At 38.5% G+C, this 21,154-nt stretch carries 21 protein-coding genes; 10 read left to right on the plus strand and 11 right to left on the minus strand.

The window, feature by feature from the left end:
* Positions 1-83 precede the first annotated feature (83 nt).
* Both H9565_RS16555 and H9565_RS16560 read right to left on the minus strand, forming a co-directional pair.
* Positions 84-1,292 (minus strand): pyridoxal phosphate-dependent aminotransferase, encoded by a 1,209-nt coding sequence (locus H9565_RS16555; RefSeq protein WP_215441298.1) that lies wholly within the window; start codon positions 1,290-1,292, stop codon positions 84-86.
* Between the two features lie 94 nt (positions 1,293-1,386).
* Complete coding sequence (locus tag H9565_RS16560) at positions 1,387-2,490, minus strand: fatty acid desaturase family protein (protein ID WP_215441299.1); 1,104 nt, start codon at positions 2,488-2,490, stop codon at positions 1,387-1,389.
* A gap of 107 nt (positions 2,491-2,597) precedes the next feature.
* On the opposite strand from H9565_RS16560, the gene rsmG reads away from it, so the two are divergent.
* Entirely contained in the window at positions 2,598-3,233 is a 636-nt protein-coding gene (gene rsmG, locus H9565_RS16565; RefSeq protein WP_215441300.1) for a 16S rRNA (guanine(527)-N(7))-methyltransferase RsmG, read from the plus strand.
* Between the two features lie 541 nt (positions 3,234-3,774).
* On the opposite strand, the gene H9565_RS16570 is transcribed toward rsmG, so the two are convergent.
* The 5 genes from H9565_RS16570 to H9565_RS16590 form a co-directional block, all read right to left on the minus strand.
* A complete protein-coding gene (locus tag H9565_RS16570) occupies positions 3,775-4,287 on the minus strand; it encodes a DinB family protein (RefSeq protein ID WP_215441301.1) in 513 nt (170 codons plus the stop codon).
* 118 nt (positions 4,288-4,405) lie between these two features.
* Positions 4,406-6,034, minus strand: coding sequence for an L-glutamate gamma-semialdehyde dehydrogenase (gene pruA, locus H9565_RS16575; protein WP_215441302.1), 1,629 nt, complete (start codon positions 6,032-6,034; stop codon positions 4,406-4,408).
* Positions 6,035-6,242: 208 nt separating this feature from the next.
* Positions 6,243-6,629 (minus strand): Co2+/Mg2+ efflux protein ApaG, encoded by a 387-nt coding sequence (gene apaG / locus H9565_RS16580; protein ID WP_215441304.1) that lies wholly within the window; start codon positions 6,627-6,629, stop codon positions 6,243-6,245.
* An 11-nt stretch (positions 6,630-6,640) separates the two neighbouring features.
* Entirely contained in the window at positions 6,641-7,768 is a 1,128-nt protein-coding gene (locus H9565_RS16585) for a DUF3667 domain-containing protein (RefSeq protein WP_215441306.1), read from the minus strand.
* A gap of 32 nt (positions 7,769-7,800) precedes the next feature.
* The gene (locus H9565_RS16590) at positions 7,801-9,045 is read right to left on the minus strand and encodes a type IX secretion system plug protein (protein WP_215441308.1); all 1,245 of its coding nucleotides are present in this window, start codon (positions 9,043-9,045) and stop codon (positions 7,801-7,803) included.
* Positions 9,046-9,197: 152 nt separating this feature from the next.
* On the opposite strand from H9565_RS16590, the gene H9565_RS16595 reads away from it, so the two are divergent.
* The 8 genes from H9565_RS16595 to H9565_RS16630 all read left to right on the plus strand — a co-directional run bounded on the left by H9565_RS16595 (position 9,198) and on the right by H9565_RS16630 (position 16,793).
* Entirely contained in the window at positions 9,198-10,550 is a 1,353-nt protein-coding gene (locus tag H9565_RS16595; RefSeq protein WP_215441310.1) for a Na(+)-translocating NADH-quinone reductase subunit A, read from the plus strand.
* Positions 10,551-10,553: 3 nt separating this feature from the next.
* Positions 10,554-11,828 (plus strand): NADH:ubiquinone reductase (Na(+)-transporting) subunit B, encoded by a 1,275-nt coding sequence (locus H9565_RS16600; protein WP_215441312.1) that lies wholly within the window; start codon positions 10,554-10,556, stop codon positions 11,826-11,828.
* Between the two features lie 2 nt (positions 11,829-11,830).
* Positions 11,831-12,580, plus strand: a complete 750-nt coding sequence (locus tag H9565_RS16605; protein ID WP_215441313.1) for a Na(+)-translocating NADH-quinone reductase subunit C — start codon at positions 11,831-11,833, stop codon at positions 12,578-12,580.
* 1 nt (position 12,581) lies between these two features.
* Entirely contained in the window at positions 12,582-13,229 is a 648-nt protein-coding gene (locus H9565_RS16610) for an NADH:ubiquinone reductase (Na(+)-transporting) subunit D (RefSeq protein ID WP_215441314.1), read from the plus strand.
* A 21-nt stretch (positions 13,230-13,250) separates the two neighbouring features.
* Positions 13,251-13,997 (plus strand): NADH:ubiquinone reductase (Na(+)-transporting) subunit E, encoded by a 747-nt coding sequence (gene nqrE / locus H9565_RS16615; RefSeq protein WP_038235043.1) that lies wholly within the window; start codon positions 13,251-13,253, stop codon positions 13,995-13,997.
* 2 nt (positions 13,998-13,999) lie between these two features.
* On the plus strand, positions 14,000-15,307 hold the full coding sequence (gene nqrF, locus H9565_RS16620; protein WP_215441315.1) for an NADH:ubiquinone reductase (Na(+)-transporting) subunit F: 1,308 nt from the start codon (positions 14,000-14,002) through the stop codon (positions 15,305-15,307).
* A 114-nt stretch (positions 15,308-15,421) separates the two neighbouring features.
* Positions 15,422-15,790 carry a Na(+)-translocating NADH-quinone reductase subunit F gene (locus H9565_RS16625; protein WP_215441316.1) on the plus strand — a complete coding sequence of 123 codons (369 nt, stop codon included), beginning with the start codon at positions 15,422-15,424 and terminating at the stop codon, positions 15,788-15,790.
* Positions 15,783-16,793, plus strand: a complete 1,011-nt coding sequence (locus H9565_RS16630; protein WP_215441317.1) for an FAD:protein FMN transferase — start codon at positions 15,783-15,785, stop codon at positions 16,791-16,793. Before H9565_RS16625 ends, H9565_RS16630 begins: the two co-directional genes overlap by 8 nt.
* Here the strand turns inward: H9565_RS16630 and H9565_RS16635 are convergent.
* The 3 genes from H9565_RS16635 to gpmI are packed head-to-tail and all read right to left on the minus strand — an operon-like array spanning position 16,790 to position 19,971.
* Positions 16,790-17,560, minus strand: coding sequence for a class I SAM-dependent methyltransferase (locus tag H9565_RS16635; protein WP_215441318.1), 771 nt, complete (start codon positions 17,558-17,560; stop codon positions 16,790-16,792). The two genes, H9565_RS16630 and H9565_RS16635, sit on opposite strands and share 4 nt — an antisense overlap.
* 42 nt (positions 17,561-17,602) lie before the next feature.
* Positions 17,603-18,421, minus strand: a complete 819-nt coding sequence (map, locus tag H9565_RS16640) for a type I methionyl aminopeptidase (RefSeq protein WP_215441319.1) — start codon at positions 18,419-18,421, stop codon at positions 17,603-17,605.
* Positions 18,422-18,453: 32 nt separating this feature from the next.
* The gene (gene gpmI / locus H9565_RS16645) at positions 18,454-19,971 is read right to left on the minus strand and encodes a 2,3-bisphosphoglycerate-independent phosphoglycerate mutase (protein ID WP_215441320.1); all 1,518 of its coding nucleotides are present in this window, start codon (positions 19,969-19,971) and stop codon (positions 18,454-18,456) included.
* Positions 19,972-20,311: 340 nt separating this feature from the next.
* Between gpmI and H9565_RS16650 the strand changes: the two genes are divergently transcribed.
* A complete protein-coding gene (locus H9565_RS16650) occupies positions 20,312-20,704 on the plus strand; it encodes an ankyrin repeat domain-containing protein (RefSeq protein ID WP_215441321.1) in 393 nt (130 codons plus the stop codon).
* Between the two features lie 109 nt (positions 20,705-20,813).
* Here H9565_RS16650 and H9565_RS20300 read toward each other — a convergent pair whose 3' ends face one another.
* Positions 20,814-20,981 carry a DUF6747 family protein gene (locus tag H9565_RS20300; protein ID WP_317195445.1) on the minus strand — a complete coding sequence of 56 codons (168 nt, stop codon included), beginning with the start codon at positions 20,979-20,981 and terminating at the stop codon, positions 20,814-20,816.
* Positions 20,982-21,154 lie beyond the last annotated feature (173 nt).

Consider the following 21,154-nt stretch of genomic DNA (forward strand, 5'->3'; position numbering starts at 1 on the left):
ATATCTTCGCTGAAAGAGTAGATATAGAAAAACCCCGTTAATAGTAACTATTAACGGGGTTTTAAAAAATATTTAAGTTACTTCTATTGAAGTGCTTTTTTAATTCTAGAAATAGCCTCTCTAATTTCGCTCTCCGCGGCAGCGTAAGAAATACGAATACAGTTGCCGTTCCCAAAGGCATCTCCGGTAACAGTAGCTACATTTGCATATTCCAATAGGTACATGGCAAAATCCGAAGCGTTGTTAATGGTAACACCGTTTAAGGTTTTTCCAAAATAGGCGGTAACATCAGGGTAAACATAAAATGCTCCGTCAGGTTCGTTACATTTAAATCCTTCTATACCGTTCAATAGCTCTAGGATAATAGCCCTACGCTCCTTAAACTCGTCTACCATATATTTTATGCGGTCTGGAGACTCAACCAATGCGGTAATAACGGCACGCTGTGCAATACAGTTGGCACCACTAGTAACTTGGCCTTGTAGCTTGTTGCAGGCACGGGCTATGTAGGTAGGACCTCCAATGTAACCAATACGCCATCCGGTCATCGCAAATGCTTTTGCAACTCCGTTTACGGTAACCGTACGGTCAAACATATCTTCAAAAGCGGCCATAGAGGCATGCTTGGTTACTCCGTAGTTAATGTGTTCGTATATCTCATCACTAACGACTATGATTTGTGGGTGTTTCTGTAAAACATCCGCCAATGCGCGTAACTCTTCTTTACTATAGATAGAACCACTTGGGTTACAAGGAGAGCTGTACCAAAGCATTTTGGTCTTAGGTGTAATAGCAGCTTCTAATTGCTCGGGCGTCATTTTAAAGTCGCTCTCTATGCTTGTAGCAACTTCAACAGGAACACCGTCCGCTAATTTTACAATATCACTATAACTTACCCAGTAAGGACAAGGTAGAATAACTTCGTCACCTTCATTTAGAACCACCTGTGCAATGTTGTACAAAGCTTGCTTGGCTCCTGTAGATACTACAATTTGAGAAGGTTCGTAGCTAATACCGTTATCTCTCTTGAATTTGGTGATAATAGCATCTTTTAAGTCTACATATCCGTCTACAGGTGTATAGGAATTATAGTCTTGGTTTATGGCGTTTACGGCGGCTTCCTTGATGTAATCAGGAGTGTTAAAATCAGGCTCGCCCAAACTTAAACCGATTATATCTTTTCCCGCAGCACGTAATTCGCGCGCTTTAGCGGCCATTTCCAAAGTAGCCGAAGGAGTAAGGCTATTGATACGGTCAGAAAGTTGATTTTTTGTGGCAGTTGATGGTGTCATAATAAAACTAAGGTTTGTGCACGAAGCAAATTAAATAACTCATAGACCGTTACTCTCTAAATTACTTGTGCTAATAAAGTTTCTTAAATTACGTTTATTGCAGGTTCAGGGCAGGTCTTTTACCCAGTTCCTTTAAATGTTTAAAGTGCGAAATTATAGCTTTTCGGGTAGTTTCATACTCGTGGTAAGGCAAATTAAACTCCTTTGCCGTTTCTTTCACAATTTCTGCAATTTTTGTGTAATGTACATGGCTAATATTTGGGAAAATGTGATGCTCTACTTGATGGTTCAATCCACCAGTAAACCAATTTACAATCCTATTTTTAGTGCCAAAATTTACCGTAGTGAATAACTGGTGTATGGCCCATGTGTTTTTCATCGTACCTGTTTCATCAGGTAGTGGGGTGTCTGCATCATCAACTATATGTGCCAATTGAAATACTACACTTAAAATAACACCGGCAACGTAGTGCATGATAAAGAAGCCAATAAGTATTTTCCACCAAGCCATATCAACAAAAATAAGGGGTAGAACAATCCATATAGTTATGTAGAGTATTTTTGTAATTACCAAAGTACTCCAATTTACGACCGGATTAGGTAATTTACCGTATGAAAGCTTTCGTTTCATGTAGCGGTACATCTGTTGAAAATCTGTAGTTATGGCCCAGTTAAAAGTTAAAAGCCCATACAGGAAAACAGAATAAAAGTGTTGAAATTTATGATGCTTTTGCCATTCTGCATGTTTGGAGAAACGCAGAATACGTCCTGCTTCCATATCTTCATCATGCTCATGAATATTGGTATAGGTATGGTGCAGCACGTTATGTTGCACTTGCCAGTTATAGACATTTCCCGCTAGGATGTATATACTACTTCCCATAAGTTTGTTCACCCATTTTTTATTGGAATAGGCACCATGGTTTCCGTCATGCATTACGTTCATGCCAACACCGGCCATACCAACCCCCATAACAATAGTAAGGAGAAGATTGGCCCAAGTAGGCAAACCTAAGGTTAGTATCAGGAAATAGGGTGTTAGGAAAATGGCGAACATAATTACCGTTTTAAGGTGCAAGCGCCAGTTGCCTGTCTTTTTTATCTTGTTCTCCTTAAAATAATCGTTGACCCGCTTGTTCAAGGTTCTAAAGAACTGTGCGGAATCTTTTCTGGAGAATCGTACTGTTTTTTGGTCCATATGAATAATATTATTGATAGATATCGTAGAAATGTAAAGCTTTAATTATCGATAAAATATTATTTCATCGATGAATATAGTAGTTTTGCAACCATACAAATATACACATGACTGCCGAATTAGTTTTTAAATATTTTCCCAATTTATCAGATCTACAGCAAAAACGTTTCATCTTACTTGAAGAATTGTACAAAGATTGGAACCAAAAGATAAATGTTGTTTCCCGGAAAGATATAGATGAACTTTATCTAAGGCATGTTCTTCATTCCACCGGAATAGCTAAGGTTCAGCAATTTAAGGAAGGTTCTTCCATCATGGATGTTGGCACTGGGGGTGGTTTTCCCGGTATTCCTTTGGCTATTTTGTTTCCCGAAGTACAATTTACTTTGGTAGATTCTATCGGAAAAAAAATAAAAGTGGTCAATGAGGTTGTTGATGGGTTAGAGCTTGATAACGTCACTACAGTGAACTCTAGAGTAGAAGAGGTAAAAGGCCAGTACGATTTTATTGTGAGCAGGGCGGTTGCGGCGATGCCAACTTTTGTACATTGGGTAAAGGGCAAAATAAAGAAGGAGTCACAACATGAAAGACGAAACGGAATTCTTTATTTAAAAGGAGGAGATTTATCCGAAGAGCTTAAAGAATATAAGGCCATAGAGATGTATGACCTTACGAGTTATTTTGATGAAGCTTTTTTTGAAACTAAAAAAGTGGTCTATTTACCTATGAAATTTAAGGGTTAGCCTATAAGCTCAATAGGTGATAATACGCCTTTCTGTATTTTCTAGCATAAATTTTTAAATGTCCCCATACGTGTATGATTAGACAGTCTGCTATCATTCGTGATCTACTGTATGTTTTCTGCATGTCCATAATCTTCATTTTTTACAGTTACTACAAAGTACGTAATTATTACGTTTAATTTACAATTACTTAACGTTAAATTTACACTAAAAGTATGTTTTGCTGATTTTTTACTCAATTTAGAACTGAAAATCAGCTTTATAGACTACTTTTTCACGTTGTGTTTGATATTAAAAACCAAATCTATGCTTAGAAGAATAGTGATTTAATAAATTGTAAATCAGTAGTTTACTACTTAAAAGTTCTTCATTGTTGCAATTTTTGAATTGCGATATGTAGTGTGTTTGTTATTTTAATGTAAATATAACGTTAACTAGAGAGCTAAATTGTGCAGTTTGTCGGTAAAATTTAAAAACAGGACATAAAAAAGCCCCTGAAGTATAATTATACGGCAGGGGCTTTTAGTTCTTTTTCATGTTCTTATTTGCTCCAAGGCGGAGTAACTCCGTTTGAGCGTGCGTAGGCTATTAACTGCCCTTTGTGTTCTCCATTATGTTCCATCATGGCAAGAAGTCCGCCAAGCATATTCATTTTAGCAAAGCCAAAATCTACTTCGTTGGCAAATTGATCATCTTCTACTAGAACGATTTTTTCAAGAACAAATTCATTGGACTTTTTAAGTGCGGCAATAATATTTTCTTTTCCTGTTATTTTGGACAGGTTCATCATGTCAACATCTTCTGGTGGGGCGAATCCCATTTTTGAAGCTAAGTAGTAGTTTGCCCCGGCAACATGTAATAGTGCTTCTGCAACGGAATTAACTCCTTCGGTAGGTCTCCAGTCGTATTGTTCTTCGGAAAATGCTTCCGCTAGAGCAACTACTTGTCCTTGGTTACCTTGTAATACACCTTGAATGGTGTTCTGTGTCAATTTTTCTTGTGCATAGGTCATGGCGCCTACCATGAAAAATGCAATCACTGCCAATTTTTTCATTTTTTTAAGTTTTAGTGGTTATAAAAATTCCCCAATCCTTCTTTTTAAAAAATGGGATTGGGGAATTTAATTAAAATTGACCATAGTTTTCTTATGGTCAGAATTATTTAATGGTTTTTTATCCTAAAAAAGGATATCTGTAGTCCGTTGGGGTTACAAATGTTTCCTTTATAAGTCTAGGTGAAACCCATCTTAATAAGTTCTGTGCAGAACCGGCTTTGTCATTTGTTCCGGATGCTCTTGCTCCGCCAAACGGTTGTTGACCAACTACGGCGCCTGTTGGCTTATCGTTAATGTAGAAGTTACCCGCACAGTTCTGAAGTGCTTTTGTAGCTTCGTCAATTGCGTACCTATCTGTGGCTAATACGGCACCAGTAAGGGCATATTCAGAGGTTTCGTCAACTAGTTTTAAAGTTTTGGACCAATCTTTATCTTCATATACATATATAGTAACAACAGGGCCGAATAGTTCGGTTTCCATAGTTGTATACTTGGGGTCTGTAGTTAAAATAACAGTTGGTTCAATAAAGTAACCTTTGGATTTGTCATAGTTTCCACCGGCAATAATCTCTGCATTGTCATCCTTCTTGGCTTGGTCAATATATTTGGCCAATTTATCAAAAGAACCTTCATGAATAACCGCCGTTATAAAGTTGGACATATCTTCTGGACTTCCCGGTTTGTTGAAAGATGCTATGTCTTTCTTTACTGATTCAAGAATCTCTTCTGAAAGGGATTTTGGCAAGTAAACGCGAGATGCGGCACTACATTTTTGACCTTGGAACTCAAAACTTCCACGAACAATAGCTGTAGCTACTTGTTGAGGTTTGGCCGAAGGATGTGCTATGATAAAATCTTTTCCACCGGTCTCACCAACTATTTTTGGGTATGTTTTGTAGGTGTGAATATTGTTTCCTATCTGTTTCCAAAGTTCCTTGAACACGTGGGTTGAACCTGTAAAATGTATACCGGCAAAATCTGGGCTGGCCAATACAGTCTCGGTAATCATTACGGGGTCACCGTAAACTACGTTAATAACCCCATCAGGAAGACCGGCTTCTTTAAAGATGTCAACAATAACCTTTGCGGAGAAAATTTGGCTATCGCTGGGCTTCCAAACCACAACGTTACCCATCATAGCCGCACTTGCAGGAAGGTTTCCGGCAATAGCGGTAAAGTTAAAAGGGGTAATGGCATATACAAAACCTTCAAGAGGTCTGTATTCTACACGGTTCCAAATCCCTTCTGCGGAATCAGGTTGTTCCTCGTAGATTTGTGACATGTATTCTACGTTAAAACGAAGGAAATCAATCAACTCACATGCCGAATCAATTTCTGCTTGGTGAATGTTCTTTGATTGTGCGATCATTGTTGCCGCATTGATTTTTGCACGGTAAGGTCCGGCAATCAATTCGGCGGCTTTTAAGAAAATAGCGGCACGTTGCTCCCAAGTTAGGTCTGCCCATGCGGATCTTGATGCCAAACAGTTGTCAATAGCTTTGGTTACATGTGTTTTTTCTGCAACATGATAGTGGCCAACGACGTGTTTATGGTCGTGTGGGGGAGACATTGGCTTGGTATTGCCCGTCTTAATTTCTTCGCTACCTATATATAAGGGTATATCCTCGTTGCCGTTAAAATAAGAACGGTACTGTTCTAGGACTTCTTCTCTTTCTGGAGAGCCCGGCGCATAACTTTTTATGGGTTCGTTAATCGCTGTCGGTACATGAAAAAAACCTTTGCTCATAATACTATAATTAATTTTTAATAGAGTCCAAAGGTAGGATTCTTAAAGCGAATAAAAAATTGCTGCAGCACTAATGAATCACATGAAAAGTGCTAAAAAAAACTTAATAAAATTAAAGGCAAATGTTTTTGTTCTTGTTGCGTAAGCAGTCTGCTAACAGATTGTTAGGCAAGAATCAAAATCACTATAAATATTGAAAGTAGAAGGCCTAGTTTAATGCAAAAGGTGCATGGAATTTAAAAGTGGGGATATATACCCTGAACTTTTCGGTAGAGCTAAAGTTGACCATATTGTAGTGGCCTTTCATGGCTCCTATAGGAGAAGTTAAAAGGCACCCAGAAGTATAGGTGTGCGATTCTCCAGGTTTAATAACCGGCTTTTTGCCAATTACACCTTCGCCATCTAGAACTTCTAGCTCGTTTAACGCATCGTAAATTTTCCAATGACGGGAAGTAAGTTGAACCGAGTCCTTACTTTGGTTCTCTATGGTAATTGTGTAGCCAAAAGCAAAATGCATTTTATAGTTCTTGAAGAATGTACCTTCAAAACTAGTGTTTACCGAAATTTTGATGCCCTTGGTTACTTGTGTTGTCATATGTTTTCCTTCTAAAAGGTGATAATGTTACCGGTAAATAGTAGTACCGTTGATAATATAGCCAATATAAAAAAAATAGTATTCAGAAATAGATATTTAACAATAGTTTTAAATACGCTCTGATCGTAAAAATTTCGCATAGCAGCAAAGAGGTATGTCGAAAAAATCATTAAGAAAATCCAATTGCTCTGAATTTTGAAAATAGAATCAATCAAATAGCTAATAATGAGCAAGATAAACAATAACGCTGTGTTGTGAAAACTAAAGATCAAATGATCGGTATAACTATATTTTTTTCTGATATACATCAGCCAAATAAACAGGGTAAACACGGGTAAAAAGAAAAATATGACAAATGGTAATTTAGATATTAGGGTGCTTAGAAAAGTTCCGGGAGACCTCTGGAACTTTAAAAATCCGTTTGCAATGTTGAAAATTACTTTATTTTCAAAGGTGTGGGGAATTTGATATGTGTTCGTCACGTCTTGAAAGTCATATATAGTATCATTTTTTAAGAGCGTGGTAAAAAACTCCCGTTTTTTGTTGTTGCGGTCACTTAAAGAACCTTGGTCTATTTTTTTGAAATACATTATGGGGTCTAAAAGTATTGTAGAATCGCGCTTCCGTTTTTGTTTTATATAATTATCATAGTGCACTATCTTTCTAAGGGAGTCTATTGTTACGGAAAGTTCAGCAGTGTCTTCTTCGTTTATTTCATTGGCCCATTCATAGACCAAGTTTTCCGCTTTTGAAAAGTCTTGAGAACCGTACTTGTCGTATTTTGAGAAATTACTGCTAAAGTTTATGATCAAGAAATAGATTATGGCAAGACTTAATAAAAACCGAAAAGGATTTGTGTAGGAAATGCGTTTGCCGTCTATATAACTTTTGGTGATTTTTCCCGGTTTTATCAGCAAGGTAGAGAGTGTGCGAAGCAATCGGGAGTCATAGGAAATTAACGTCCCAAAAAACTCGTCAAGGTAATCTTTAATGGTAATTTTCTTTGTACTGTTCGCCTGCGCGCAATTAGGACAGTATTTATCGCTCAGGTCTAGAGGGTGTCCGCAGTTAAGGCATTCTGTGCCTCGGTAGTTTAAATTATATCTTCCTTTTCCGGAGACGGTGGGTTTGTTGGTCATTTATCCAAAGGGTATTCAAGGATAAATATAATCTAATTACTGATATTTCTTGAGTTTGCCGAACCAACGCCAATAATACTATCGTATAAATCGCCAAAATTTCTATAATAAACTAATATAAGGTAGTTGTTTTCGGTAAAATGAAAGTTTCCGCCAATTGTATTTGTTTCAATGGTGCCGTCTTCACGCTTAATAACATACTTGTAGTTGTAGAAGCCCTGCTTTAATTTTATGTGGGCCTCCATCATGCCGTTGTCCTCGTTGTAGTTCATCTTATTTTCATCGGACAAGGCGTAATTATTGAATTTTCCGTAAATATAAACTTCGTCTAGCTCCAACCTTTCATCATAAGGTAGGGAAAAATGAACCATGGTGTATTCGGCTTCTCTAGAATTGTCTTCGCCCTGTAACGTGCGAATTACAAAGTCTCCGTTAATATCCGGATAATAGGTGTAGGGATGGTCCGATCGGTAGCTGTCCGCAAATAAATAGTGATTGTAAAGATCGTTGATTTCTATTCTTGAAATTTGAGAAGTTGGTGCCCTCAGGTCGCTGGTGTCAAAATTTAAAAATTCGTTGCCTCCATAAAAACTGGTTTCCTGATCATATTTGTATACCAGTTCTGTACCTATTGTGTACTGCGGGGCCACGTCATAAAGAGCGGTTTCCCATTGGTGATTCTGCACAATAGCTACTTTCACTTCTTTTTTAGGGTTTACCAGTTGAAAGTTGCCGGCGTTAATGTTGAACTGAACAACTTGTTTTTCATTTATAAAATTGAAATCACGGGAACGTTTAATGCTTCCGCCTACGGTAACGATATCCTTAAACACAACAAAGCGTCTGGAAAATTGAAGCTCATAACTGTCATTATATATCTCTAGAACGTAATTTCCGCTAACTTTTAGGCCTACATTTTCGTTAGGAATGGATAATTTGTAGTTGGAGTAGGACTGTAGTGTTGAGTAGCTGTTCTCGTAATTAATGATGCGTTGGTTGTCTACACCGTTCAAGTATTGCGATTTTAAAAGTTGGGAGGGTTGCCAATCGTAATTACAATGTATGATTTTGTAATAGTAGTCGCTCTCGGAGGCTGTTGTGTCATCAAACTCCAGTTTTATGGTCTCTCCGAGCTCCACAACAGGAAATTGGTCTTCCGTAGGTCCGCCAAAAATAACTGTCTTAATATTTTCGGGCGGGTTAACTTCCGTTTGAACCTGAGCGTATAAAGATGAAGTTAGGGTAAGGAGAAAAACCAATATAATATTCAAGCGCATTACCTGCTATTTTTTGCTGTAAAGGTAAACAAAAAGCGTACCTAAAAAATTTAGATCGGTGTGTTGTCCAAATTTCTAGGCATTTATTATGAAAACAATCCTTTTAGTATTATTTTTGCTCGAAATTTTGTTAACCTAAGGTCTAGAACAATATGTCTAAAGACATCAGGATTAAAAAGGGCTTGAACATAAAACTTGTTGGAGCTGCAGAGCAAACTACCTCAAAAGCCGTTTTAAGTAACGTTTATGCAATAGACTTAAACGATTTTCACGGAGTCACACCTAAAATGCTAATTAAGCAAGGTGCTGAAGTCAAAGCGGGAGAACCACTTTTTTACAATAAAAACAAGGAAAGCATGCTTTTCGTTTCGCCTGTTAGTGGCGAGCTGGTTGAGATTGTAAGAGGAGCGCGAAGACGCATTCTTTCATTGAAAATTTTAGCGGACAAAGAGCAAACGGGTATTGCGCATGATTTGTTGAACGTAGAAGGTGCTTCTAAAGAAGAAGTGAAAGCATACCTTTTAAAAGGAGGGTGTTGGCCTTTTATTAAGCAACGTCCGTACGATATCATTGCGGATCCGGATACGAATCCAAAAGCGATTTTCGTTTCGGGCTATGTTACCGCTCCTTTGGCAGCCGACTTGAATTATGTTTTGCAAGGAAAAGAAAAGGAACTTCAGGCGGCCATTACCGCTTTGGGTAAATTAACGCCCGGTAAGGTTCATGTTTCCGTTGGAAAATCTGAAAACTCGCCATTGACCGGTTTAAACGGTGTGGAACTGCATAAAGTTTCGGGTCCGCATCCCGCTGGTTTGGTAGGAACGCAGATAAATAAAATAGACCCGATCAATAAAGGGGAAACGGTTTGGACCGTAACGCCTCAGGATTTAGTGATAATAGGAGAATTACTATTGACCGGGAAATTTAATGCAGAGCGTATTGTTGCCTTGGCTGGTTCTTCGGTTAAAGCGCCAAAATATTACAAAACTAAAATTGGAACTGAGATTTCTACCTTTTTATATGGTAGCGGTGTAGAAGGTGATAACTTTAGGGTGATAAACGGTGATGTGCTTACGGGTTCAAAATCAGCTCCTGATGGTTATTTGGGGTATTATAACAATACAGTGACCGCTATTCCTGAGGGTGATGATTATGAGTTTTTTGGCTGGAATAAGCCAATCTTCAATAAAATATCGGCTACAAGAGCATTAACTTTCTCTTGGATGCAACCGAATAAAAAATACGACCTTACTACAAATACAAACGGAGAGCACCGTGCTTTTGTGGTTACCGGAATGTATGAAAAAGTATTTCCGTTGGATATTTTTCCTATGCAGTTGCTTAAGGCTTGTATGGTGAAGGATTTAGATGAGATGGAGCAACTGGGGCTTTATGAAGTAGCGCCGGAAGATTTCTCGTTGACTGAGTTTGTTTGTGTTTCCAAGCAACCACATCAACAGATTATTAGAGAAGGATTAGATCTATTGCATAAAGAAATAGGATAAAAGATGAGTGATAAAAAACTGACTTTCAAAAAAAGGTTGCACATTTTAAAGCACCATTATAGGGGCAAAAAAATGGCTCCTGCATTTAATGCGTTGCACACATTTTTGTTTGCTCCAGATGAAACCACACATTCGGGTTCTCATGTTAGGGCAGCAGATGATTTAAAGCGTACCATGAACACGGTTATTATGGCCTTGGTTCCGGTATTGCTTTTTTCAATGTTCAATGCAGGGTATCAGCATTATTCGGCTATTAACGGTTTTCCTGCGGAATTTTCGTTAATGAACGATTTTCTTACTTGGGACAATTTCTGGATCGGAATTATAAAAGTACTTCCGTTAGTAGTTGTATCCTACGGGGTAGGTCTGTTGATCGAATTTATTTTTGCCGTTATTAAAGGCCATGAGGTAGAGGAAGGTTACTTGGTTACTGGTATGTTGGTACCGTTGATCGTTCCTATTGATACACCACTTTGGATGTTGGCTGTAGCCGTAGTCTTTGGTGTGGTAATCGGTAAAGAAGTATTTGGTGGTACGGGAATGAACATTCTTAACCCAGCGTTGACGATTAGGGCTTTCTTGTTCTTTGCTTATCCTACTTGGATGAGTGGAGATAAAGTTTGGGTCTATGAAGCTGTTGAGCGTGCTGGTGGCCCAGATGCTATTTCAGGTGAAACTATATTAGGATATTTAGCACAGAATAAAGGGGCGGAAATGTCGTATTCTATCTCTGATATGTTCTTTGGTTTTATTCCTGGTTCAGTAGGTGAAACTTCAACATTCTTGATTCTTTTAGGAGGGTTGTTCTTGATCTTTAGTAAAATTGCTAGCTGGCGTATTATGTTAAGTGCCGTTATAGGTTCTTTGGTAATGGGCTTGATATTTAACGGCGTAGTTGATGCAGGTTGGATTGGAGAAACCAGTAAATTTTACGGATTAATGAGTTTTGATTTCTGGCAGCATCTTATTGTTGGTGGTTTGGCTTTTGGTATTGTCTATATGGCAACCGATCCGGTTACGGGTGCACAGACCAACCGTGGTAAGTGGTTTTACGGTTTCTTTATCGGTTTCCTTTCGGTAATGATCCGTGTATTTAACCCCGCGTATCCAGAAGGTGTTTTCTTAGCGATTCTCTTAATGAACGTATTTGCACCAACAATTGACCATTATGTGGTTCGTGGAAACGTAAAACGTAGAATGAAACGATTGAAAAATGCAACCATCTTGCCAAAAGATTCAGCTGGCAAGGCAAATGAACTTCACGCAGAAACCGTATAATCATGGCAATCAATACAGATAAAAATTCATACACCGTTATTTTTGCTGCCGTTATGGTAGTGATCGTAGGGTCTATTCTTGCTTTTATGTCCTCGAGCTTAAAAGATAGAATTACCGAGAACGAACGGTTCGAAAAACAACAGAACATTCTTTATGCCATGGGCGTAAACGATAATGTTGATGAGGGTAGTGTAAATTTTGTTTCGACCGATAAGGTAGAGGGAGAGTTTAAAAACTATATTAAAGAGCAGTTGGTTATTGAAGGTGATAAAATCACTGAAAATGATGAAGCTTATTTAATAGACATGAAAAAGCAAATGGCAATCGCTGGAAAAGGCGAGACCCCTAAGCTTCCTTTAATGATAGGAGAGAAGGATGGTAAAAAATACTACATCATTCCTATGTACGGAAAAGGGCTTTGGGATGCTATTTGGGGCTTTATTGCTTTGGATGATAAAATGGTTGTGCAAGGTGTTTACTTTGATCACAAGGGGGAAACTCCAGGTTTGGGTGCAAACATCAAGCAACGTTATTTTATGGATGACTTCACAGGAGAAAGCATTCTTAAAGGAACTGAATATGCCGGTATTGCTGTTGCAAAGGGTAATAATGACCCGTTGAACAATACTAAGGATGATAATGAAGTAGATGCTTTAGCTGGAGCCACAATTACTGGTAACGGTGTTTCTGCTATGATCAAAGAGAGTCTAAATCTCTATAAAGACTATTTAAAAACCGTTAGCGCAAAATAATATGGCACTATTAACAAAAAAAGATACAAGTTTAATAACGGATCCGTTAGCGGATAATAACCCGATTACTATTCAAGTATTGGGTATCTGTTCCGCCTTGGCAATTACCGCCGAACTAAAAGCTTCGATTGTAATGGCTGTTGCTGTAATGTTCGTTTTGGGCTTAGGTAACGTGGTCATCTCTTTAATGAGAAATGTTATTCCTTCAAAAATTAGGATTATCGTACAGTTAATTGTAGTTGCTACTTTGGTGATTGTTGTTGATCAAGTGCTTAAGGCTTTTGCTTACGAGCTTAGTAAAACCTTATCCGTATTCGTTGGTTTAATTATTACTAATTGTATTATCATGGGACGTTTTGAAGCTTTTGCTTTGGCTAACGGTCCATGGAAATCCTTTTTGGATGGTATAGGAAATTCACTGGGATACGGTGTTATTTTAATAATCGTAGGTTTTTTCAGGGAGCTTTTAGGTTCAGGAACTCTTTTAGGGTATAAAGTTTTAGGTGATCCAATTGCCAAAACCGGATTATACGCAACAGGCTATGAGAACAACGGATTTATGATTATTCCACCGGCAGCACTTATTGTTGTGGGTATTATCATATGGGTACAGCGCTCAAGGAATCCTGCACTTGTAGAAGATAATTAATTAAGGCAAAAAGATAGAATTATGTTAGAGCATATAGAATTATTTTTTAAATCCATCTTTATAGATAACATGGTATTTGCCGTGTTCTTGGGGATGTGTTCTTACCTAGCGGTTTCCAAAAAAGTAGCTACTGCCGTAGGTTTAGGGGCGGCTGTAATCTTTGTACTTGCTGTTACCGTACCGTTGAACTGGTTGTTAGATCAATATCTATTGAGAGATGGTGCTTTGGTATGGTTAGGGCCTGAATATGCAGATTACAATTTGAGCTTTCTTTCGTTTATTCTCTTTATCGCAACCATTGCAACAATGGTTCAATTGGTAGAAATTGTAGTAGAAAAGTTTTCTCCATCATTATATAACTCATTGGGTATTTTCTTGCCATTAATTGCGGTAAACTGCGCTATTTTGGGTGGTTCTCTGTTCATGCAGGCAAGGGATATTCAAACTTTAGGTCTGGCACTTAATTATGGTGTTAGTTCTGGTATTGGTTGGTTCCTGGCTATTTTGGCCATAGCTGCTATTCGTGAGAAAATTAGATATTCAAATGTACCCGCTCCGTTAAGAGGCTTGGGTATTACATTTATCATTACAGGTTTAATGGGTATCGGTTTTCAAAGTTTTGGAGGTATGTTAACTGGAGGTGACGATGCTGCTCCTGTGGAGGAACAACGTATGGATTACGATAAGGTATCCGAAAATAAAGAGAAAGAAAATAAAGAAGAGATCGATAGTAAAGAGGTCTCTTATAACGACGCCATAAACAAATAGATATGCTATTAGCTACAAGCACTGGAGGAACGATTTTAATTACCGTTGTCGCCTTTATGATACTATTGATGGTATTGGTGGCCCTTTTATTGTTCACCAAAGAAAAACTGTCTCCATCAGGACCGGTTACCATTACAATAAACGGAGAAAAGAAAATAGAAGTTGGTTCGGGAAGTTCGTTACTTTCAACCTTAGGTAACCAAAAAGTATTTTTACCATCTGCCTGTGGTGGAGGTGGTACTTGTATTCAGTGCGAGTGTCACGTTCTTTCGGGAGGTGGAGAAGCACTTCCTACTGAGACACCTCACTTCTCTAAAAGAGAATTGAACGCTGGTGCTCGTTTGGCCTGTCAGGTAAAAGTAAAGCAGGACATGGAAATTACCATTCCTGAAGAGGTATTCGGTATTAAGAAATGGCCGGCTAAAGTAGTGCGTAATTATAACGTTGCTTCTTTTATTAAGGAATTTGTAGTAGAGATTCCAGAGGATATGGGTTACAAAGCTGGTGGTTACATCCAGATTGAAATTCCAGAATGTGAGGTAAAATATGCGGATATAGATATTACTGCACACCCGGAAGAACACGAGACTCCGGATAAATTCCAAGCCGAATGGGACAAGTTTAACCTTTGGCCATTGGTTATGAAAAACCCGGAAACGGTTGAAAGAGCCTATTCCATGGCTTCTTTTCCAGCAGAAGGTAGAGAGATTATGTTGAACGTACGTATTGCTACGCCACCATGGGATCGTGCTAAAAATGGATGGATGGATGTAAACCCAGGTATTGCTTCGTCATACATTTTTAACCTTAAGCCTGGTGATGACTGTACTATTTCCGGTCCTTATGGTGAGTTCTTTATCAATGAGTCTGATTCAGAAATGTTATACGTAGGTGGAGGTGCAGGTATGGCCCCAATGCGTTCTCATTTATATCACTTGTTCAAAACATTAAAGACCAATAGAAAAGTTACCTATTGGTACGGTGGTCGTTCAAAAAGAGAGTTGTTCTATTTGGATCATTTTTATAAGCTTGAAGAAGAATTTCCAAACTTTAAGTTCTACCTAGCATTGTCCGAACCGTTAGAAGAGGATAATTGGAAGGTTAAGGAGAACATAGATGCTCCTGGAGATGGTTTTGTAGGTTTCATTCACAACTGTGTTATTGACAACTACTTAAGCCACCATGAGTCACCAGAAGATATTGAATTGTATTTCTGTGGTCCTCCATTGATGAACAAAGCTGTGCAAAAAATGGGTGAAGACTTTGGTATTCCCGATGAGCACATCCGCTTTGATGATTTCGGTGGATAATACGATTTTTATTGTCAAAGGAGTTCAGGTTGAATCTGACTCCCGAGCAAAACGAATAAATAGAAAAACCGATGTTTACGCATCGGTTTTTTTTGATCTAATCTTTCTAGCGTTATGGGAAAACCATTAACTGAGCGTGAACTGCATAACCTAGCCATGAATATTGTAGGCAAGGAGCTTGAGGCACAAGGGTATGATTTTATGGGAGTCAATAGCGAACCTAAAAGGAATCCGCAGTTTGTTTGTCTAAAGGATAAAATATTGCATTTTATTGTGGTGCGTCATGTACCATATCCACAAAATCCTCATGTGTATGATGAGGCTCTTATGTTAAAAATGAAGAACCATGCGAACAAGCACGAAGCCAGGACTTATTACGCTGGTGTGGGACTTTCTAATGCTGAGAATCCAGAATTGCCGGTGTATTTGAATGAGCCTTATGCTGTGGATTATATCGGTTTAATTGAAATAAAGGATGAATAGATTTTTAGTTTTTTTTGGCATGTTGTTGTTATGCTCCTGTGGAGGCAATCCAGCCGGCATGGTGCGAAATGAAAGTTCCGGTGCTGCCCTAGGAACTTCCTATAACCTAATATTCCTGTCCAAGGAAAATCTGGACCTTCAAAAGCAGGTAGACTCCGTTTTTGACGTTATTAATCATTCATTATCTACATATATTCCAGTTTCGGACATATCTAAGATCAATAAAGGCGATTCTACTTTGGTTGTTGATCATATGTTCAAAGAGGTTTTTGAGCTCTCACAGGAAGTGTATGGAGCTACAAACGGGTATTTTGACCCTACTGTAGGTACACTGGTAAACGCTTGGGGTTTTGGGCCTGGCAAGCAAATTCAGATGGATAGCACCCGTGTGGATAGTTTGTTGCAATATGTGGGGCTTGATAAAGTGGAACTTACAGCAGAAAATAGAATAAAAAAATCCGACCCTAACATCTACTTTGATTTCAATGCAATTGCAAAAGGATATTCAATAGATCGATTGGCAAAGTTAATGGACGCAAATGGAATTGATAATTATCTGTTGGAAGTAGGAGGGGAGCTGGTAGCAAAGGGTCAAAATCAAATAAAGCATAAGCCTTGGATTGTTGGCATTGATGACCCAACGGTTGAAAATGAAAGAAAGTTAAAGGCAACTATCCGATTAGAGAACAGGGCCTTGGCGTCATCTGGGAATTACAGGCATTTTAGAAAAGACCCGGTCACCGGATTCAAGTATGTACATACTATTGACCCTATAACGGGTTTTACCAAAAATGCCAATACACTTGCGGCTACGGTTCTTGCGGATAATTGTGCTAAGGCAGATGCTTTTGCTACTTCGTTCATGGCTATGGATTTGGACCAGGTGTCCAAAGTATTGACCCTTAATCCCGAACTTGAGGCTTATCTTATTTTTATAAATGAAAAAGGGGAAACAGATGAGTTTATGAGTCCTGGCTTTAAAGAGTTGGTGACCAAGAATTAAAGTGTTTTTTTGACTAAGGGGATTATTTCGCCTTTGGCCAAACGATACCTATCAATGGTTTCGGGAGAAAGGGTGGCTGTGTAATCTACTTCCTCCACAATAAAACCAATACTTCTCAATTTTTCAAAATAATCCCAGCCGTAAATGCGTACGTGATCATATTGTCCAAATATTTTGGTGCGCTCTTTTTTATCGGTAATGGAATCGTCTTCAAATGTGGTTTCGCGTTCTAGATCCTGAGGGATTTGCAATATGGCCCATCCGTCTTTTTTTAATACACGGTATAGTTCTTGCATAGCTTTTGTATCGTCCGGAATGTGCTCAAGTACGTGGTTGCAAAGAATTACATCAAAGGAATTGTCCTCAAAAGGAAGATTGCAAATATCCGCTTTTACATCTGCCAAAGGAGATAAAAGATCGGTAGTTATGTACTCTAAGTTTTTAAGTTTTCTGAAACGTTTATAAAAAGCCTGCTCAGGTGCAAAGTGAAGCACCTTTAGTCTCTTGGTAAAGAAATTAGTTTCGTTTTTTAGATAGAGCCATAACAGCCGATGTCTTTCTAAGGATAAAGTAAAAGGAGACAGTACATTCTCTCTAGGGCTTTCATATCCATAGGGTAGAAAACTCTTGAATTTTTTACCGTCAATAGGGTCCTCATAACGATTTCCGCGCATCCATAAACCCAATAAAGGCCTCACCAGGTAACTTAGTTTAATAAGTAAGGGCCTAGGAACGGCATTTAGAATAAACTTGAAAATTTTGGACACCTATTACATCAATTAGCACAAATTAGCTTTGTTCACCCTAAATTAAAGAACCAATTTTTCCTTTCGGAAATTGTCTTCTTCATCAGTTTCAATGCCTAAAGCATCGTAAATGTACTGATATGTAGAGAGCAATTCAGGTTTGCCATCAACAATAGCCACATTGTGCTCAAAGTGCGCGCTTGGTTTGCCATCTGCAGTTAAGATGGTCCAACCGTCCTTAAGCTGTTTTATACGTCTGGTTCCCATATTGATCATAGGTTCAATAGCTACTACCAGACCTTCCTTAAATTGCTTGCCGCGGCCTCGTTTACCGTAGTTGGGCATTTCCGGGCCTTCATGCAATGATTTGCCCAAACCATGTCCTACCAACTCACGAACAACACCGTACCCGTGGTTCTCACAGTAATTCTGAATAGCAAAAGCAACATCGCCAACGCGGTTACCAGCCTTAAATTCTGATATACCAAGGTATAAGGATTCTTTGGTTACTTTCAAAAGTTTTGCGGTTTCCGGTGCAATTTCACCAACAGGGAAGGTGTAGGCATGATCACCATAGTATCCGTTTTTTAGTGCACCACAATCCACAGAAATTATATCGCCTTCTTTTAAAGGTTCTGCATTAGGTATACCGTGAACCACTTGAGCGTTGGGGCTCATGTTTAGTGTATTCGGAAAATCGTACATACCTAAGAAACCTGGTTCAGCGCCCTGTTCCCTGATAAAATCTTCTGCTAGTTTATCAAGATATAGGGCGTTGACACCTGGTTTGATTTCCGATGCCAGCATGCCCAAAGTTTTTGATACGACTAAGGCGCTTTCACGCATTAGTTCTATTTCCTCGGGTGTTTTTAATTTGATCATAGCGGCAAAGGTAAAAATAATTGATGTATTCTTTATACAAGAGCTTCTCTTGTCATTAATTCCGGTTGTGGTACGCCCAGTAATTTCAAAATGGTTGGGGCAATATCACCTAAAACACCATCTTTAATTTCTTTTATATCCTTATCAACCAAGATTAATGGAACCGGATTAGTGGTGTGTGCGGTGTTAGGGCTACCATCTGGGTTGACCATAGTTTCGCAGTTACCGTGATCAGCTATAACAATAGATGTATAGCCGTTTTCAAGACCTGTAGTTACAACCGCTTTGGCACATTCATCTACTACTTCGCAAGCTTTGATGGCGGCAGACATAACACCTGTATGCCCTACCATATCCGGATTGGCAAAGTTCAGGCAAACAAAATCTACCTCGCCTTTTTTCAGTTCGGGAATAATAGCGTCCCTAATCTCATAAGCGCTCATTTCCGGTTTTAAATCGTATGTAGCAACCTTTGGAGAAGGACATAATAGGCGCTGTTCACCATTAAAAGGTTCCTCACGTCCACCATTAAAGAAAAAGGTAACGTGTGGGTATTTTTCGGTCTCTGCAATACGTATTTGCTTCTTGTTGGCTCTTTCTAAGACTTCACCAAGAGTATCTTCAATATTTGCTTTGTCATAAACCACATGAACACCGTTGTAAGAAGCATCATAGTTGGTTAAAGTAACGTAGTACAGTTTTAGTTTGTGCATGTTCTGTTCATGCATATCTGTTTGGCTCAATACCTCAGTAAGTTCTCGGCCACGATCTGTTCTGAAATTAAAGAAAATAACCACATCATCTTCCGTGATTTTAGCAACTGGGTTCCCGTTACTATCGGTCATGACAATAGGCTCTATAAATTCATCGGTAATATCGTTATCGTAATTTTCTTGCATTTTAGCAGCAATGTCCGTAGTCTTTTCGCCTTCGGCATTTACCATAACATCGTATGCTTTTTTTACGCGTTCCCAACGTTTATCACGGTCCATAGCAAAATATCTTCCCACTACAGAGGCTAATTGGGCATTTTTATCGGCGCCAAATGCACTAAGTTCGGTCAAGAATTTTTTCCCGCTCTTGGGGTCAACATCCCTACCATCCGTAAAGGCATGAACGTACATGTTTTTTACCCCGGACTCATTACCGGCTTCAATAAGACCTTTTATGTGGTTTATGTGACTGTGAACACCGCCATCACTTACCAAACCTAAGAAATGTACAGGCTTGTTGTTTTCTTTTGCATAGGTGAAAGCATCCTTTAGGACCTTCTCATCCTTTAAAGTGTTTTCCTTTACGGCCAAGTTAATTTTTGCCAAATCTTGATATACGATACGGCCGGCACCTAGGTTCATATGACCTACTTCGCTATTTCCCATCTGACCTTCTGGAAGGCCAACGTTCATACCATCCGTAAGAAGGTTTGCGTTTGGATAGTCTTTATATAGGGAATCAACAAATGGAGTATTTGCATTATCTACGGCGGAGACTTCGGGATTGGGTGATTTGCCCCAACCATCAAGAATCATAAGTATTACTTTTTTGTTCATGGCTATGATAAATTAGATTTTCAAAAGTACAGTGATCTAAGAGGAAATGCCAAATATAAAAGGGCTTTTTTAAAGTGATTTTGGCTTTGTTAGAGATGCCACATTTTAGAGAAATTGATGAACATTTTTAATGAAAATAGGACATGCCCATAATTTAACTAGATATAAAAAATGATTTTAGGGTTTAACTTAAGTTGTTAAATGTTAGTGTTTTACTTAGTTTTTTTGGCGTCCTAAATGTTAAAGTTAAGTTATCGTCTGTTTTTTCCTGTAACAAAATCTGAATTCTCCAGTCTACTTTATACAATCAAATACAATTCATCAATTTAAATCATTCATCATGAGAAAAACGTTTTTAACCTTCGCAACGGCCTGTTTGGTCGGAACTTCTGCCATAATGGCAAATGACACTATTACGAGCATGAACACTCCAACTTATGAAATGTTCAGAACCGTAGAACTAAGTTCTTTCTGTAAAGCAATTATGCAGGGAGATTTTGATACTGTAAAGAAATTTATAGAGCTCGGAGAGGATGTTAACAAAAAATCTATGGGCATGACACCGGCAATTTTTGCCGCACGTTATAATAAGGCAGAGATTTTGGAACTTTTGATTGCCAACGGGGCTAATCTTAAAATTAAAAGTGATAAGGGATACTCTGTTAAAAAATACGCAGAACTTTCCAATGCTACAGATGCCCTAAGGGTTATTGAAACAGCTATGGGGAGCTAAACATTTTGAATTAGCTAATTGCCCTTTAAAGCGAGAAACCCGACCATATGTTTATGGTCGGGTTTTTTTTCATATAGTATCTCGTAAAAGAGCGGTAAAGCGGTGCGAATTAAAATTCAAATCCGTTCAGGGCTCTGTGTACAAACGCGTAAACAGCCATAAACAACATTAATCCACAAAATACCGAGTAAACCTTTAAAAGTAATACTACTAATTCAGGCTTGCAGTTCTCGAATGCTTCGGTATACAAATTTTTAAGATGCAATAGTGTTCCCATATAGTTTTATTTTAGATGTCTTGTCTAGGGACATCGGTTAATTTAAAAGCTATAAGGAGTTAAATTGCTGCGTTAGCAACGGTAGTATTTGGGAGCCGTAAAGATAGTTAAATTAGCTCACAAGCCCTTGCATTTCAACGAATTTAACAACCGTTCAAGGGATTTATAAAATA

Origin of the sequence: Zobellia russellii, assembly GCF_018728565.1 — a bacterium.
Classification (GTDB): Bacteria; Bacteroidota; Bacteroidia; order Flavobacteriales; family Flavobacteriaceae; genus Zobellia; species Zobellia russellii.

Coding starts and splice junctions, on each gene's coding strand:
- pruA (WP_215441302.1), bottom strand. CDS start 6,034: ATGAGCAAAGGTTTTTTTCATGTACCGACAGCGATTAACGAACCCATA.
- H9565_RS16625 (WP_215441316.1), top strand. CDS start 15,422: ATGGGAAAACCATTAACTGAGCGTGAACTGCATAACCTAGCCATGAAT.
- nqrE (WP_038235043.1), top strand. CDS start 13,251: ATGTTAGAGCATATAGAATTATTTTTTAAATCCATCTTTATAGATAAC.
- apaG (WP_215441304.1), bottom strand. CDS start 6,629: ATGACAACACAAGTAACCAAGGGCATCAAAATTTCGGTAAACACTAGT.
- H9565_RS16650 (WP_215441321.1), top strand. CDS start 20,312: ATGAGAAAAACGTTTTTAACCTTCGCAACGGCCTGTTTGGTCGGAACT.
- H9565_RS20300 (WP_317195445.1), bottom strand. CDS start 20,981: ATGGGAACACTATTGCATCTTAAAAATTTGTATACCGAAGCATTCGAG.
- H9565_RS16590 (WP_215441308.1), bottom strand. CDS start 9,045: ATGCGCTTGAATATTATATTGGTTTTTCTCCTTACCCTAACTTCATCT.
- H9565_RS16560 (WP_215441299.1), bottom strand. CDS start 2,490: ATGGACCAAAAAACAGTACGATTCTCCAGAAAAGATTCCGCACAGTTC.
- H9565_RS16605 (WP_215441313.1), top strand. CDS start 11,831: ATGGCAATCAATACAGATAAAAATTCATACACCGTTATTTTTGCTGCC.
- H9565_RS16630 (WP_215441317.1), top strand. CDS start 15,783: ATGAATAGATTTTTAGTTTTTTTTGGCATGTTGTTGTTATGCTCCTGT.
- map (WP_215441319.1), bottom strand. CDS start 18,421: ATGATCAAATTAAAAACACCCGAGGAAATAGAACTAATGCGTGAAAGC.
- nqrF (WP_215441315.1), top strand. CDS start 14,000: ATGCTATTAGCTACAAGCACTGGAGGAACGATTTTAATTACCGTTGTC.
- H9565_RS16585 (WP_215441306.1), bottom strand. CDS start 7,768: ATGACCAACAAACCCACCGTCTCCGGAAAAGGAAGATATAATTTAAAC.
- rsmG (WP_215441300.1), top strand. CDS start 2,598: ATGACTGCCGAATTAGTTTTTAAATATTTTCCCAATTTATCAGATCTA.
- H9565_RS16610 (WP_215441314.1), top strand. CDS start 12,582: ATGGCACTATTAACAAAAAAAGATACAAGTTTAATAACGGATCCGTTA.
- H9565_RS16600 (WP_215441312.1), top strand. CDS start 10,554: ATGAGTGATAAAAAACTGACTTTCAAAAAAAGGTTGCACATTTTAAAG.
- H9565_RS16570 (WP_215441301.1), bottom strand. CDS start 4,287: ATGAAAAAATTGGCAGTGATTGCATTTTTCATGGTAGGCGCCATGACC.
- H9565_RS16555 (WP_215441298.1), bottom strand. CDS start 1,292: ATGACACCATCAACTGCCACAAAAAATCAACTTTCTGACCGTATCAAT.
- gpmI (WP_215441320.1), bottom strand. CDS start 19,971: ATGAACAAAAAAGTAATACTTATGATTCTTGATGGTTGGGGCAAATCA.
- H9565_RS16595 (WP_215441310.1), top strand. CDS start 9,198: ATGTCTAAAGACATCAGGATTAAAAAGGGCTTGAACATAAAACTTGTT.